Origin of the sequence: Melittangium boletus DSM 14713 (assembly GCF_002305855.1) — a bacterium.
Classification (GTDB): domain Bacteria; phylum Myxococcota; class Myxococcia; order Myxococcales; family Myxococcaceae; genus Cystobacter; species Cystobacter boletus.
The window spans coordinates 1,927,584-1,939,630 of record NZ_CP022163.1 but is presented as its reverse complement, the minus strand read 5'-3'; the positions used below and the strand labels follow the sequence as shown (position 1 = coordinate 1,939,630).

Sequence of the window (12,047 nt, the reverse complement as noted above, 5' to 3'; positions counted from 1 at the left end):
GCCCGCTCCATGCACCGCTCGCGCGCGTTCCTCGTCTTGTTCGTGGGGGCCCTGGGTCTCTGGGGCTGTGGCATCAAGGGGCCGCCGCGTCCGCCCCTGCCGCCCCCCGCGCCCACCTCGGAGACGCCGTCTCCGGAGGGGTCGCGCGGCCCACTGCCCGCCTCGATTCCTCCGCCTGACTCCGGAACGCCGTGAGCCATTTCACCTACCGCAAGCGCGTCCTTCACGCCGAGGACGTGCCCCTGCCCGCCATCGCCGAGGCGGCGGGCACGCCCGTCTACGTCTACTCCGCCACCGCCCTGCGTGAGCATTTCCAGGCGGTGTCCGGGGCCTTCGGCGAGCACCCGCACCTGGTGTGCTACGCGGTGAAGGCCAATTCCACCCTGGCGGTGTTGCGGCTGCTCGCGGAGCAGGGCAGTGGCTTCGACATCGTGTCCGGAGGGGAGCTGGCCCGGGTGAAGGCCGCGGGCGGCGCGCCGGGCAAGACGGTGTTCGCCGGGGTGGGCAAGACGCCCGAGGAGATGGCCCAGGCGCTCGCCGCCGGCATCCTCTTCTTCAACGTGGAGAGCCCCGAGGAGCTGGAATTGCTCGACGCGGTGGCCCGGGCCCAGGGCAAGCGCGCCCCGTTCGCCCTGCGCGTCAACCCCAACGTGGACGCGCGCACCCACCGCTACATCGCCACGGGCCTCAAGACGTCCAAGTTCGGCGTCCCCTTCGAGGAGGCCCACGCCCTCTACGCCCGCGCCAGGAAGATGAAGGGCCTGGAGGCGGTGGGGCTCGACTGTCACATCGGCTCGCAGATCACCCTCACCTCGCCCTTCAAGGCCGCGCTCACCAAGATGGGCGCGCTCTACAAGGAACTCCAGGCCCAGGGCCATGCGCTGCGCTACCTGGACGTGGGCGGGGGACTCGGCATCACCTACACCGAGGAGACGCCCCCGTCCGCCGAGGAATACGCGCGCACCCTCCTCGGCGCGGTGGGCAAGCTCGGCGCCACGATCGTCTTCGAGCCGGGCCGCTCCATCGTCGGTAACGCCGGCGTGCTCCTCACCCGGGTGCTCTTCCGCAAGAAGACGCCCGCTCGCCAGTTCGTGGTGGTGGACGCGGGCATGAATGACCTGATGCGGCCCGCCCTCTACGAAGCGCACCATGGCTTCAAGCCCCTGGTGCAGCGGCGTGGCAAGGAGGTGGAGGTGGACGTGGTGGGGCCTGTGTGCGAGTCCACCGACGTGCTGGCCCGGCAGCGCGCGCTGGTGCTCCCCCAGCAAGGCGAACTGTTCGCCTTCATGAGCGCCGGGGCCTACGGCATGAGCATGGCCTCCAATTACAACTCGCGGCCCCGGCCCGCCGAGGTGCTGGTGGACGGTGGCGCCTGGCGGGTGGTGCGTGAGCGCGAGCGCGTCGAGGACCTCTGGCGCGGTGAGCACCCCTGACCGTATAAGCCGCTGTATGAGGACTTTCGAAGGCTCGATGACGGCGCTCGCCACCCCGTTCCGAGACGGGGCGTTCGACGAGCCGTCCTACCGCGCGCTCATCCAGCAGCAGCTCGCTGGTGGCACGAGCGTGCTCATCCCCATGGGCACGACGGGCGAGTCGGTGACGATGTCGCCGGACGAGCGTCAGCGCGCCATCCGCGTGGCCGTGGAGGAGGCGGCGGGCCGCGTCCCCGTGGTGGCGGGGGCGGGCTCCAACAGCACCTCGGAGACGATCGAGGCCGTGCGGCGCGCGCGCGAGGCGGGCGCGGACGGCACGCTGCTCGTGACGCCCTACTACAACAAGCCCACGCAGACGGGGCTGGTGGAGCACTACAAGGCGGTGGCGCGCGCCCATCCGGGCCTGCCCATCATCGTCTACAACGTGCCCGGCCGGACGGGCGTGGACCTGTTGCCGGACACGATGTTGCGGCTGTGCGACGTGCCCGAGGTGGTGGCCATCAAGGAGGCCACGGGCAGCATGGTGCGCACGGTGGACCTGGTGGAGGCGTGTGGTGAGCGGCTGACGCTCCTGTCCGGAGACGACTTCACCGTGCTGCCCTTCATCGCCTGCGGGGGCAAGGGCGTCATCTCCGTGTCCGCCAACGTGGCGCCCCGATGGATGGCGGACCTGGTGGCGGCCGCGCGCGCGGGACAGATGGACCAGGCGCGCGCGCTCCAGGTGCGGATGAACGCGCTGCACCGGCTGCTCTTCGTCGAGCCCAATCCCATTCCCGTGAAGTGGGCGCTGCACGTGATGGGCTTGTTCGGCCCCGAGCTGCGCCTGCCGCTCGTGCCGATGTCCGAGCCCCATGCGAAGAAGCTCGAGGCCGAGCTGCGCAAGCTGTCCCTGTTGAAGGGGTGAGGGAGACGTCCGAGATGATCCGCACCGTTCTCACCGGCGCCACCGGGCGCATGGGCGCCACCCTCCAGCGGCTCGTGCACGACGCGCCGGACCTGGAGCTGGTGGGCGCCACCGCGCGAGGCCAGGCCGCCCAACTGGGCTCGCTCGGTGTCCCCGCGGGGGATGACCTTGGCCGGGTGCTCGACGCGGCCCGTGCCCAGGTGGTCATCGACTTCACCAGCGCGGAGGCGAGCGTGACCCATGCGCGCCAGTGCGCCGAGCGCGGCGTGGCGCTGGTCATCGGCTCCACGGGCTTCACCCCCGAGGCCCGCGCCGAGGTGGCCCGGAGCGCGGCTTCCATTCCCGTGGTGCTCGCACCCAACACCTCCGTGGGCGTCAACGTTGTCATCCGCATGGCCGCCGAGCTCGCCCGGGTGCTGGGGGACGGCTACGACGTGGAGGTGCTGGAGGCCCACCACCGGATGAAGAAGGACGCGCCCTCGGGCACGGCGCTCAAGCTGGCCGAGGTGCTCGCCGCCGCGCTGGGGCGAGGCCAGGAGGACCTGACGTTCGCCCGGCATGGCCAGGTGGGCGCGCGGCCAAAAAAGGAAATCGGTGTCCAGACGCTGCGCGGCGGGGATGTCGTCGGCGAACACACCGTCTTCTTCTATGGCGAGGGCGAGCGCATCGAATTGACCCACCGGGCGACCAGCCGGGACCAGTTCGGCCTGGGAGCGCTGCGGGCCGCGCGCTGGGTGACGGGCCGGGCGCCGGGATTGTACGACATGGCCGACGTGCTCGGCTTTCCGAGGGCCACGTGACGCTTCTGGGAATCCGGATGTCCGCCCCCTCTGTTGAGAGGGAGCCTTGAATTCCACTGTCTATGTCGGACTGGGCTCCAACGAGGGAGACCGCGAAGCCAGGCTCGTCTCCGCGCTGGATGCCCTCGCGCGCATCGACGCGGTGGCGGTGTTGCGCTGCTCCTCTCTCTTCGAGAGCGCTCCCGTGGGACCGCCCCAGCCGCGCTACCTCAACGCCGTGGTGGAGCTGGAGTGCGCCCTGCCCGCACAGCGCCTGCTGTGCATCCTTCAACAGATTGAGAAGGACCTGGGCCGCCTCCCCCGGGAGTCACGCTGGGGCCCCCGGCCCATCGATCTGGACATCCTCCTCTGGGAGGGTGAGATCGTGGCCGACCCCCACCTCCAGGTTCCCCACCTGGAACTGCACAAGCGCCGCTTCGCCCTGGAGCCCCTGGCCGAGCTGGCGCCCGAGGTGACTCACCCCGTGCTCGGCCTGTCCGTGGCGCAGCTGCTCGCGCAGCTCGATCCCCAGGACGTCCAGCGCCACGAGTCCACCCAGTGGCCTGAAACCCCCCTCACCGTGACCGAGTCATGACCCTCTCCCTGGCCCTGACGGCCGCGGCGGCGCTGCTCGCCGCCGAGCCCTCTTCCCTTCCCGCTGGCCACCCTCCGCTCGGCGCGGGTTCCCAGCCCTCGGCCGCTCCCTCTCCTGGCGGGGGAGCCCTTCCTCCGGGCCATCCCGCCTTCGGCTCGGACGCGCCTCCTTCCGGGACGGGCGCGCTGCCCCAGGGGCATCCCCCCATGACGGGCCGGGCTCCGCCCAACGCGGAGGAACTGCTCCAGCAACTCGAGGGCATGCAGGGCCTGCGCGAGCGCGACAAGACGTTCGAGATCGCCTCGTCGCTCGGCAAGCTCTACTACGCCAATGGCCGCCCCTCGGAGGCCCTCGACTACCTGCTGCAGGCGGAAGCGAAGGCGAAGCCCGCGCGCGAGCTGTTCCTCGCGCAGAAGAAGAAGCTGGGCACGGGCGCGGTGAAGAGCGCGGCCGAGGCGGGATGTGGCTTCAATGCCCAGACGCCGGTGGAGGAGATGGCGAAGGTGGCCGCGGAGCGCGCGAAGAAGGGGGACACGGCGGGCGCCGTGGCCTGTGCGCGCGCGGCGCTCGAGCCGGTGCTGGACGTGGAGGTGATGCGCGCCAACGCCCTGATGCTGACGAGTGACGCGCCTGGGGCGTTGAAGGTGTTCGAGGGGGTGCTGGAGGTGGCGCCCTCGAACGCGGACGCGCTCTTTGGCCGCTCGGCCCTGCTCTACGAGACGCGGGGCGAGGACGTGAAGGCGCTGCACACCGCGCGCGAGGGCTTCGAGGCCTTCGCCATGGCGCACCCGGGCTCGCCGCGCACGCCGCTGGCGAACAAGCTGGCGCGCATGGTGGGCGAGGTGGAGAAGGCCGGGGGCATGACGAAGTGGCAAGCCACGCGCGCCGAGGATCGCCGCATCCGCGCCACCAAGCTCGACCTCCAGCACCAGTCGCCCCTGATGGCGCGAGGCCCCATGCAGGGCGCCGCGGCTCCGGGCGCGGGCTCGGGCGGTGACAACACGGCGGCGCCCACGATCTCCCAGGAGACGATGCAGGCGATGCAGAACGTCGAGCACACGCCGGAGCTCGAGGCCCAGCTCACGCAGACGGTGGAGCAGGGCGAGGACCTGCTCGCGCACGGGCGCTACGACGAGGCGCTGGCCGCCTACCGGCAGGTGATGCCGCTGCGACCGGACGGACGGGTGAAGGCGGGCCTGGCCTGGACGCTCGTGGGCCTGGGCAAGCCCACGGCGGACCGCGTGTGGGGTGTGGCGGTCAGCTCGGATCCGGCGGCCGTGGACCAGCTCGGTGAAACGCTCAAGTCGAAGGGCGACACGCGCGGCGCCAAGGCGCTATGGGCGAAGCTGGCGGCCTCCGCGCCGGACTACGCGGCCCGCGCGTCGCTTCAGGCCAAGTTGGAGCCGTAGCGACGAACTTGGCTGTGGCAGGCTTTCGTTTCCGGGACCCGATTGCCCCCCGGGAGGGAAAGCCTCATGTCACGTATTCTTCGCGCCGCGTCCATCGTGGTGCTGTCGTTGGTGTTCACGGCGTGCGCGCATGCCGATCATGCCCAGGACGAGCTGGCCATCCGCCAGTTGGTGGCCGTGCAGACCGAGGCGTGGAACCGCCAGGACGCGACGGCCTGGACCGCCGACTACATTCCGGACGCGGATTTCGTCAACATCGTGGGAACCGTCTTCACGGGACGCGAGGAGATCGCGCAGCGTCACGCCGCCATCTTCAACACCATCTTCAAGGGCAGCCACGCCGAGGTGACGGTGCGCAAGCTGGTGTTCCTCGGGGAAGACGTGGCCGTGGTGGACACCACCCACCAGGTGACCCAGTACCAGGGCCTGCCTCCGGGCGTGCAGGCCACCGAGCCGGGCCTGCTGCGCACCCAGATGAAGTACGTGATGCAGCGCGTGGATGGCCAGTGGCGGATCGTCGCCGGACAGAACACCGACGAGAAGCCCAAGCCGTAGCGGGCGGGCTCCAGGCGCTCAGGTGAGCAGCCGCACCGGGGCGCCGGCCCGCCACGCGAGAATGTCCTCCAGCGCGTCGCGGTAGAAGACCGCGTAGTTCTCCCGCGTCACGTAGCCCAGGTGGGGCGTCAGCACGACGTGGGGCAGGCTCGTGAGCGGGTGATCGGCGGGCAGGGGCTCGGTGGAGAACACATCCAGTCCGGCTCCGGCGATGCGCCCCTCTCGCAGCACGTGCAACAAGGCCTCCTCGTCCACCAGCCCCGCCCGGGAGGTGTTGATGAAGCAGGCCTCGGGCTTCATCGCGTTCAACTCCTCGGCGCCGACGATGCCGCGCGTGCGCTCGCCGAGCACGAGGTGCAGGCTGATGACGTCCGAGGTGGCGAACAGCTCGGCCTTCTCCACCCGGCGCGCGCCCGCCGCCTGGGCCCGCTCGTCGGTGAGGTTCGGGCTCCAGCCCACCACGTCCATGCCGAACGCCCGTCCCACGCGCGCCACCTGCGTGCCGAGCCGGCCGAGCCCCACGAGTCCCAGCCGCTTGCCCTCCAGCCCCGTGGTGAGGCCCGTCTGCCACCGCCCCGCGCGCAGCGCCCGATCCTCCTCGGGGATGCGCTTGAGGAGCGCGAGGATGAGGCCCCAGGTGAGCTCCGCGGTGGGCGTGCCGGTGGCGCCGGTACCACATACGGTGATGTCGCGGGCCCGGCAGGCCTCCAGATCGATGGACGCGTTGCGCGAGCCGGTGGTGACGAGCAGCCGCAGCCGGGGCAGCCAGTGCAGGAGCGCGGCGGGGAAGGGCGTGCGCTCGCGCATGGCGACGATGACGTCGAAGGGCTCGAGGGCCTTGGCCACGGCCTCGGGGTCCGGCATGGGTTGATCGAACACCACGAGCTCGGTGCCAGGGGGCAGGCGGCTCCAGTCGGCGAACGTCAGGGCGACCCGCTGGTAGTCATCGAGGAGGGCGACTTTCATGGCGCCACGCTATCGCGGCGCCAACCCGGAGCGCTCGTGTTAGCGTGGACGGTCGCATGGCCGTCTCCAAGCTGGTCGCCGCCGCGGTGCGGCTCATGAAGCAGGGTCGTCTCAAGGAAGCGGCTCGTGAGTTCGACAAGGCCCTCGCCCAGGAGCCCCACAATGGCCAGGCGCTGCTGGGGCTGGCGCGGGTGCGGCTCGCCCAGTACGACGACAAGGCGGCGCGGGTGGTGCTGGGCCGCCTGGTGGAACTGAATCCCACGCACCCCGAGGCCCTGAGTCACCTGGCGCGGCTGGAGGCCGAGGAGGGCAATGCGTCCGCGCTGGAGCTGCTGGGCACGCTCGCCTCCCAGCCCAACGCGGGCTTCTTCGAGTGGCTCAACCATGGCCGGGCCCTGCTCTCGGCGGGCCGTCACGAGGCCGCGACCGTCGAGCTGGAGCGGGCCGCGCGCGCGCAGCCGAACAACACCCAGGTCCTCACCTACCTGGGCATGGCGCTCCAGGGGCAGAAGCGCCTGGATGAGGCGCTCAAGCGCTACCAGGAGGCCGCGGCGGCCTCCCATTCCGAGCACCTGCCGCTGGTGCTGGCCTCGCGGGTCCAGACGCACAAGGGGCAGGTGGGCGCGGCGATGGAGTCCCTGCGCCAGGCCATCCTCCGGGCGCCCCGGGAGCCGAGCTTGTTCCGGGAGTTCGCCTCCCTGTGCCTCATCTCCGGGGCCGCGGACGAGGCCCAGCGCGCCGCCGTCGAGCTGCGCCTGCTGCTGCCGGCGAGCGTGGACGCCATCTACCTGCATGGCCTGTCGCTGCTGGTGGGCAACAAGGCCGACGAGGCCGAGCCCGTGCTGCGCGAGGCCCTGGGCAAGGCGCCCGACTCCCCGGACGTGCGCCAGGCCCTGGCCAAGGCGCGGCGCAAGCAGGGCGATGACGCCGAGGCCCAGCGCCTGCTGGAGGAGGCGGTGGCCCTGGCGCCCACCGCGCTCGGTCCCGCCAATGACCTGGCCGTGCTGCACCTGTCCCAGCCGGGAGGCGCGGACGCGGCGCGAGTGGTGATGGAGCGCGTCCTGGTGGCCCATCCCGAGGATCCGGGCGCGAACCTCAATCTGGCGCTCGCGCTGATGAACAGCGACGCGGCGCGGGCGCTCACCCACGCCCAGCGGGCCCAGGCCAGCCGGGAGCCCCACATCCGCGAGCAGGCGGACCGGCTCGTGGCGGCGCTCGGCGCGAAGGCGAACTGACCTAGAAGGACCGGGCGGCCAGCAGATCCTGCACGTCGAGCAGGCCCACGGCCTTGCCCTCGGCGTCCACCACGGGCAACTGGTCCACGCGCGCCTCGCGCATGAGCCGGGTGGCCTCGAGCACCAGTACCTCGGGGCCCACGCACCGGGGCCGCTTGCCCATCACCTCGCGCAGGGGCCGCTCGAAGTCCGTGTGGCCCTGCTCGACGAGCCGGCGCAGGTCTCCGTCCGTGAAGATGCCCACGAGCCTGCCCTGGCGGTCCACGACGTTGGTGGCACCGGGCCGGCCAGGGGTATTGGTCATCACCACCACGGCCTCGGACAGCTTCGCGGTGTCGCGCACGAGCGGGTTGGCGGGGCCCGAGCGCATCAGCTCGGCCACGCGCATGACGGCGCGGCCAATCTTGCCGGCGGGGTGGAGCAGGGCGTACTCGGCGGAGCTGAAGGAGCGGGCGCGCAGCACGGCCATGGTGAGCGCGTCTCCCAGGGCATGCAGGGCGGCGGTGGACGCGGTGGGCACCAGGCCCATGGGGCACGCCTCCTCGATGCGGCCGATGTCCAGCACCACGTCCGCGCCTCGCGCGAGCGGGCTCTCCGCGTCCCCGGTGAGGGCGATGATGGGCGCGCCCAGCCGCTTGAAGGAGGGCAGCAGCCGCACCAGCTCTTCCGTGGTGCCGCTGTTGGACAGCGCGAGGATGACATCGCCCCGGCTCACCCGGCCCAGGTCTCCATGCGCCGCCTCGGTGGGGTGCAGGAAGACGGAGCGCACGCCCGTGGAGGCGAGCGTGGCGGACAGCTTCTGGCCGATGAGCCCGGCCTTGCCGATCCCCGTCACCACCGTCTGGCCCGCGCAGTCGCGCACCAGCTCCAGCGCGCGCAGGAAGGGCGTGTCCAGCCGTCCCATCAACCCGAGGATGGCCTGGGCCTCCGCTTCCAGCACACCGCGCGCGTAGGCGAGCGTGGCCTCGCGTTCGGCGGAGGCCTGCAACGCGGCGGGCGCGGGCGCATCCTGAGGGGGGAGGGCGCGAAGGCGCGGCTTCCGGGCGGTGCTTCGGGTGACTCGGGCCATGGTCGGGAGGCTTTGTACCTCTGGACAGAGCGGGCCTGCCAGCTTGACGCACCAGGAGGCATGGACTACGGGCCTCCTCGTCCGGCGGGCAGACGGGAGTGCAGGGCCTGGCCGGAGGGTTACGCCACTGTGGGCCTCACCGCCCGACGACTTGAACCTGGAGAGGGGACGACATGAAGTTCTTCATCGATACCGCTGACATCAAGGAAATCCGCACGGCTTACGACATGGGCTGCGTGGACGGCGTCACCACCAACCCGTCGTTGCTGGCCAAGGCGGGCCGCGGGCTGGAGGAGACCATCCGGGAAATCTGTTCCATCGTGGATGGCCCGGTGAGCGCCGAGTGTGTCTCGGAGAAGGCGGACGAGCTGGTCAAGGAAGGCCGGGGCCTGGCGAAGATCCACTCGAACGTGGTGGTGAAGGTGCCCATGGGCGTGGAGGGAATGAAGGCCGTCAAGACGCTCACCGCCGAGGGCATCAAGACCAACGTCACGCTGTGCTTCTCCGCCAACCAGGCGCTGCTCGCGGCCAAGGCGGGTGCGACGTACATCTCGCCCTTCGTGGGCCGCCTGGATGACATCTCGCAGGATGGCATGGAACTCATCGCCCACATCATCGAGATCTACCAGAACTACGACTTCCAGACGCAGGTGCTGGTGGCGAGCGTGCGCAACCCCGTGCACGTGCTGCAGGCGGCGCGCATGGGCGCGGACGTGGCCACGCTGCCCTTCAGCGTCATCAAGCAGCTGGCTCAGCACCCGCTCACCGACGCGGGCATCGCCAAGTTCCTGGCGGACTGGGAGAAGGTCCCCAAGGCGGCCAAGCCGTAGCCAGCGAGGGGCCACCGTCCGTCGTGACGCACGGTGGCCGCCCGGACGGGGCGCTCAGAGGCCGGCGTCGGTTCCGCCGTCGCCGCCGGGCGTGCCCGCGTCCAGTTTGGGGAAGGTGACGCCGACGGAGTCCTTCACACCGTTCCACTCCGCCCGGATGCTCACGGTGCCCTTGCATTCCTTGGCGGGCACGCCGGCATCGGCATTGCCAGGCGCGCGGGTGCAGGAGTAGCTCGTGCTGGCCTTGCCTTCCTGTAGATCGACTTTCGCCTCGAGTCCGCCCGCGGCCGACAAATCCCCCGTCTTGGTGGTGAGCGTGACGGTGCCGGTTCCCGCCTTTCCCGTCTCATCGATGGCCGTGATGTAGAGGTCCGTGCTTTGTCCCTCGCCATTCAGCCGCGTCTGGCTCACCGTGACTTCGAGTGAGCCCTTCTCGTCATCCGAGCCAGCACAGGCGAGCAGTGCGGCTCCGAGCATCAGGGGAAGGACGGCGAACTTCCAATTTGGGTGCATGGCAAGTCTCGTGGGGATGAGTCGGGACGCGTGAGTACCGAGCCGGTGCGGGTGGCGTCAATCCGGTGTCCTTCCTGCTTGGAGGAGGAAGAGAAGCCCGAAATCCCTCTCATCCCCGCGAGTCCAAGCGAAACGCGGGACTTCCAGGGCTCGTTTCATGCGCGGTCCTTGGGTTGACAAGCACACCCCCTTTACCGAGACACTGCGCGCGTCTTTTTCTCTCAGGAGATGCGGTGAGCATGATGCGCAAAGGGGGGTTCTTCTTCGCGGGGGCGCTGCTGATCGGAGCGCTGGGTGTGGCGTGTGGCGAGCCCGGCAAGCCGAAGATCACGGCCGCGCTGTCCGAGGCGTGGATCAATGCCGAGGGCGGTGCCACCAACATCACCTTCATCGTGGTGGACGAGTCGGGCGAGAAGGGCACGGGGGTGGCGCGGGTCACCACCAAGCTGGGCGAGTTCGGCGACCAGAGCAACAACACCCTGGTGACGCTCGAGGACGGTTCGGTCACCGTACCGTTCTCGTGCGCTCAGGCGCGCTACCCTGACTGCGCGAAGGGCCTCGCGAAGATCTCCATCAAGTGGCGGGACACCTCCGGCTCGGTCACGGTCTACGTGGGACCGGAGGGCAAGAAGATCCAGGAGAGCAAGGGCTCGAAGCCCCCACCTCCTCCGCCTCCGTCCGCCGATCCGAACGTCGTCGAGATGCTCGATCTGCTCAGCACCAGTGACGTCTACCTGCACGGCGTGCTGAGCGGCAATGACATCACGCGCCCGGCTGTCTCTCCGGTGGTGCAGCCCATGCGGCTGTTCGCGGGACTGCCCCACGACGCCAGCGTGATCAAACTGCGCGGTGATGGTCGGCTCGTCTACGTCCTGGATGGCAACGTGTACGAGGCCCATGCAGACGCCTTCACCCAGGACTCCGGGGGCAAGCCCGTCTATCCGGGGGCGTTCGAGAAGAACGACGTCCTGCTTTCCACGCCCAAGTGCATGGGGGAGGTGACGGACGTCCACGGCCTGCCGCAGAGCAGCGAGCTGTACTACAAGTGTGGCGCCACGGGTCCCTACTACAACAAGTCCGGTACCGAGGTGATCCCCGCGAACTACCGGCTCCTGGCGGTGTCGGGCGCCAACAAGCTCACCTTCAATCAGTCCACGCATCGGCTGACGCTCTTCGACAGCGCCAAGACGGCGAGGAACATGCACTCCGACGCCAATCCCAAGACCGACTTCATGGTGCTCGAGACCGCGCGGGCGCGGGGCGGGGGCTTCGACATGATCTACATGAACGGGGTCAGCCGGCAGCTGTGGCGTGTCAGCCTCACGGGTTCCTACTCCAGGGTCGGCGAGTACCCGGACACCGATAAGGACCCGACGGCCAAATGGGATGCCGCCAACTTCACGTACTGGGTCCAGGATGCGTCCGGCAACATCTACTACCCGGCGGCCTCGCCAGGGAAATCGCAGCGGGATTCCGTGATCCGTCTGAGCCTGGGGCGCGGCGGCGAAGTCGTCTACGACTCCTCCAAGGCGCCCGCCGACGCGGGGGAGCAGTGGCCGCCGCGGTTCTTCAACCTGATGACCTATCTGAGCGGCGTGCCCCTGTTCACCGGGCCCTAGCCTGGTTGCTCGTGCGCGAAGGGGCTTGACGGCCCCCCGGGGACACTGGTCCTCATAGGGGTTAAGGGCTTGGGAGGCCGTGGCTCCGGCAATGATGCCGGGTGCGAGCGGGCTCCTGCCCTCTACCCCCTCGAGGTGAC

The 12,047-nt window shown here is 70.2% G+C and carries 13 protein-coding genes; 10 read left to right on the top strand and 3 right to left on the bottom strand.

Going from position 1 to position 12,047, the window contains the following annotated elements; translation table 11 throughout:
• Positions 1 to 9: 9 nt before the first annotated feature.
• The 7 genes from MEBOL_RS08165 (at position 10) to MEBOL_RS08135 (ending at position 5,675) form a co-directional block, all read left to right on the top strand.
• Positions 10 to 195, top strand: coding sequence for a lipoprotein (locus MEBOL_RS08165; RefSeq protein ID WP_095976884.1), 186 nt, complete (start codon positions 10 to 12; stop codon positions 193 to 195).
• The gene (gene lysA, locus MEBOL_RS08160; protein ID WP_095976883.1) at positions 192 to 1,433 is read left to right on the top strand and encodes a diaminopimelate decarboxylase; all 1,242 of its coding nucleotides are present in this window, start codon (positions 192 to 194) and stop codon (positions 1,431 to 1,433) included. The genes MEBOL_RS08165 and lysA overlap by 4 nt, the downstream gene beginning before the upstream one ends.
• A 16-nt stretch (positions 1,434 to 1,449) precedes the next feature.
• Positions 1,450 to 2,337 (top strand): 4-hydroxy-tetrahydrodipicolinate synthase, encoded by an 888-nt coding sequence (gene dapA / locus MEBOL_RS08155; protein ID WP_095976882.1) that lies wholly within the window; start codon positions 1,450 to 1,452, stop codon positions 2,335 to 2,337.
• Between the two features lie 14 nt (positions 2,338 to 2,351).
• Positions 2,352 to 3,137: a 4-hydroxy-tetrahydrodipicolinate reductase gene (gene dapB / locus MEBOL_RS08150; RefSeq protein WP_095976881.1), complete on the top strand. Its 786-nt coding sequence runs from the start codon at positions 2,352 to 2,354 to the stop codon at positions 3,135 to 3,137.
• Positions 3,138 to 3,183: 46 nt separating this feature from the next.
• Positions 3,184 to 3,711: a 2-amino-4-hydroxy-6-hydroxymethyldihydropteridine diphosphokinase gene (folK, locus tag MEBOL_RS08145; protein ID WP_095976880.1), complete on the top strand. Its 528-nt coding sequence runs from the start codon at positions 3,184 to 3,186 to the stop codon at positions 3,709 to 3,711.
• On the top strand, positions 3,708 to 5,120 hold the full coding sequence (locus tag MEBOL_RS08140) for a hypothetical protein (RefSeq protein WP_095976879.1): 1,413 nt from the start codon (positions 3,708 to 3,710) through the stop codon (positions 5,118 to 5,120). The genes folK and MEBOL_RS08140 overlap by 4 nt, the downstream gene beginning before the upstream one ends.
• 66 nt (positions 5,121 to 5,186) lie before the next feature.
• Positions 5,187 to 5,675 carry an SgcJ/EcaC family oxidoreductase gene (locus MEBOL_RS08135; protein WP_095976878.1) on the top strand — a complete coding sequence of 163 codons (489 nt, stop codon included), beginning with the start codon at positions 5,187 to 5,189 and terminating at the stop codon, positions 5,673 to 5,675.
• Positions 5,676 to 5,693: 18 nt separating this feature from the next.
• Here the strand turns inward: MEBOL_RS08135 and MEBOL_RS08130 are convergent, their stop codons facing one another.
• Positions 5,694 to 6,641 (bottom strand): D-2-hydroxyacid dehydrogenase family protein, encoded by a 948-nt coding sequence (locus tag MEBOL_RS08130; protein ID WP_095976877.1) that lies wholly within the window; start codon positions 6,639 to 6,641, stop codon positions 5,694 to 5,696.
• A gap of 56 nt (positions 6,642 to 6,697) precedes the next feature.
• Between MEBOL_RS08130 and MEBOL_RS08125 the strand changes: the two genes are divergently transcribed.
• Positions 6,698 to 7,876 carry a tetratricopeptide repeat protein gene (locus MEBOL_RS08125; protein WP_095976876.1) on the top strand — a complete coding sequence of 393 codons (1,179 nt, stop codon included), beginning with the start codon at positions 6,698 to 6,700 and terminating at the stop codon, positions 7,874 to 7,876.
• Between the two features lies 1 nt (position 7,877).
• On the opposite strand, the gene MEBOL_RS08120 is transcribed toward MEBOL_RS08125, so the two are convergent.
• Positions 7,878 to 8,945: a KpsF/GutQ family sugar-phosphate isomerase gene (locus tag MEBOL_RS08120; RefSeq protein ID WP_095976875.1), complete on the bottom strand. Its 1,068-nt coding sequence runs from the start codon at positions 8,943 to 8,945 to the stop codon at positions 7,878 to 7,880.
• Positions 8,946 to 9,118: 173 nt separating this feature from the next.
• On the opposite strand from MEBOL_RS08120, the gene fsa reads away from it, so the two are divergent.
• Complete coding sequence (gene fsa, locus MEBOL_RS08115; protein WP_095976874.1) at positions 9,119 to 9,775, top strand: fructose-6-phosphate aldolase; 657 nt, start codon at positions 9,119 to 9,121, stop codon at positions 9,773 to 9,775.
• 54 nt (positions 9,776 to 9,829) lie between these two features.
• On the opposite strand, the gene MEBOL_RS08110 is transcribed toward fsa, so the two are convergent.
• A complete protein-coding gene (locus MEBOL_RS08110) occupies positions 9,830 to 10,288 on the bottom strand; it encodes a hypothetical protein (RefSeq protein ID WP_095976873.1) in 459 nt (152 codons plus the stop codon).
• A 239-nt stretch (positions 10,289 to 10,527) separates the two neighbouring features.
• Here MEBOL_RS08110 and MEBOL_RS08105 point away from each other — a divergent pair, with 239 nt between their 5' ends.
• Complete coding sequence (locus MEBOL_RS08105; RefSeq protein ID WP_095976872.1) at positions 10,528 to 11,907, top strand: hypothetical protein; 1,380 nt, start codon at positions 10,528 to 10,530, stop codon at positions 11,905 to 11,907.
• Positions 11,908 to 12,047 lie beyond the last annotated feature (140 nt).

Excerpts from the sequence above, each read along its gene's own strand:
- MEBOL_RS08165 (WP_095976884.1), top strand. The coding sequence starts at position 10 with ATGCACCGCTCGCGCGCGTTCCTCGTCTTGTTCGTGGGGGCCCTGGGT.
- dapA (WP_095976882.1), top strand. The coding sequence starts at position 1,450 with ATGAGGACTTTCGAAGGCTCGATGACGGCGCTCGCCACCCCGTTCCGA.
- dapB (WP_095976881.1), top strand. The coding sequence starts at position 2,352 with ATGATCCGCACCGTTCTCACCGGCGCCACCGGGCGCATGGGCGCCACC.
- MEBOL_RS08140 (WP_095976879.1), top strand. The coding sequence starts at position 3,708 with ATGACCCTCTCCCTGGCCCTGACGGCCGCGGCGGCGCTGCTCGCCGCC.
- MEBOL_RS08135 (WP_095976878.1), top strand. The coding sequence starts at position 5,187 with ATGTCACGTATTCTTCGCGCCGCGTCCATCGTGGTGCTGTCGTTGGTG.
- MEBOL_RS08130 (WP_095976877.1), bottom strand. The coding sequence starts at position 6,641 with ATGAAAGTCGCCCTCCTCGATGACTACCAGCGGGTCGCCCTGACGTTC.
- MEBOL_RS08125 (WP_095976876.1), top strand. The coding sequence starts at position 6,698 with ATGGCCGTCTCCAAGCTGGTCGCCGCCGCGGTGCGGCTCATGAAGCAG.
- MEBOL_RS08120 (WP_095976875.1), bottom strand. The coding sequence starts at position 8,945 with ATGGCCCGAGTCACCCGAAGCACCGCCCGGAAGCCGCGCCTTCGCGCC.
- fsa (WP_095976874.1), top strand. The coding sequence starts at position 9,119 with ATGAAGTTCTTCATCGATACCGCTGACATCAAGGAAATCCGCACGGCT.
- MEBOL_RS08110 (WP_095976873.1), bottom strand. The coding sequence starts at position 10,288 with ATGCACCCAAATTGGAAGTTCGCCGTCCTTCCCCTGATGCTCGGAGCC.
- MEBOL_RS08105 (WP_095976872.1), top strand. The coding sequence starts at position 10,528 with ATGATGCGCAAAGGGGGGTTCTTCTTCGCGGGGGCGCTGCTGATCGGA.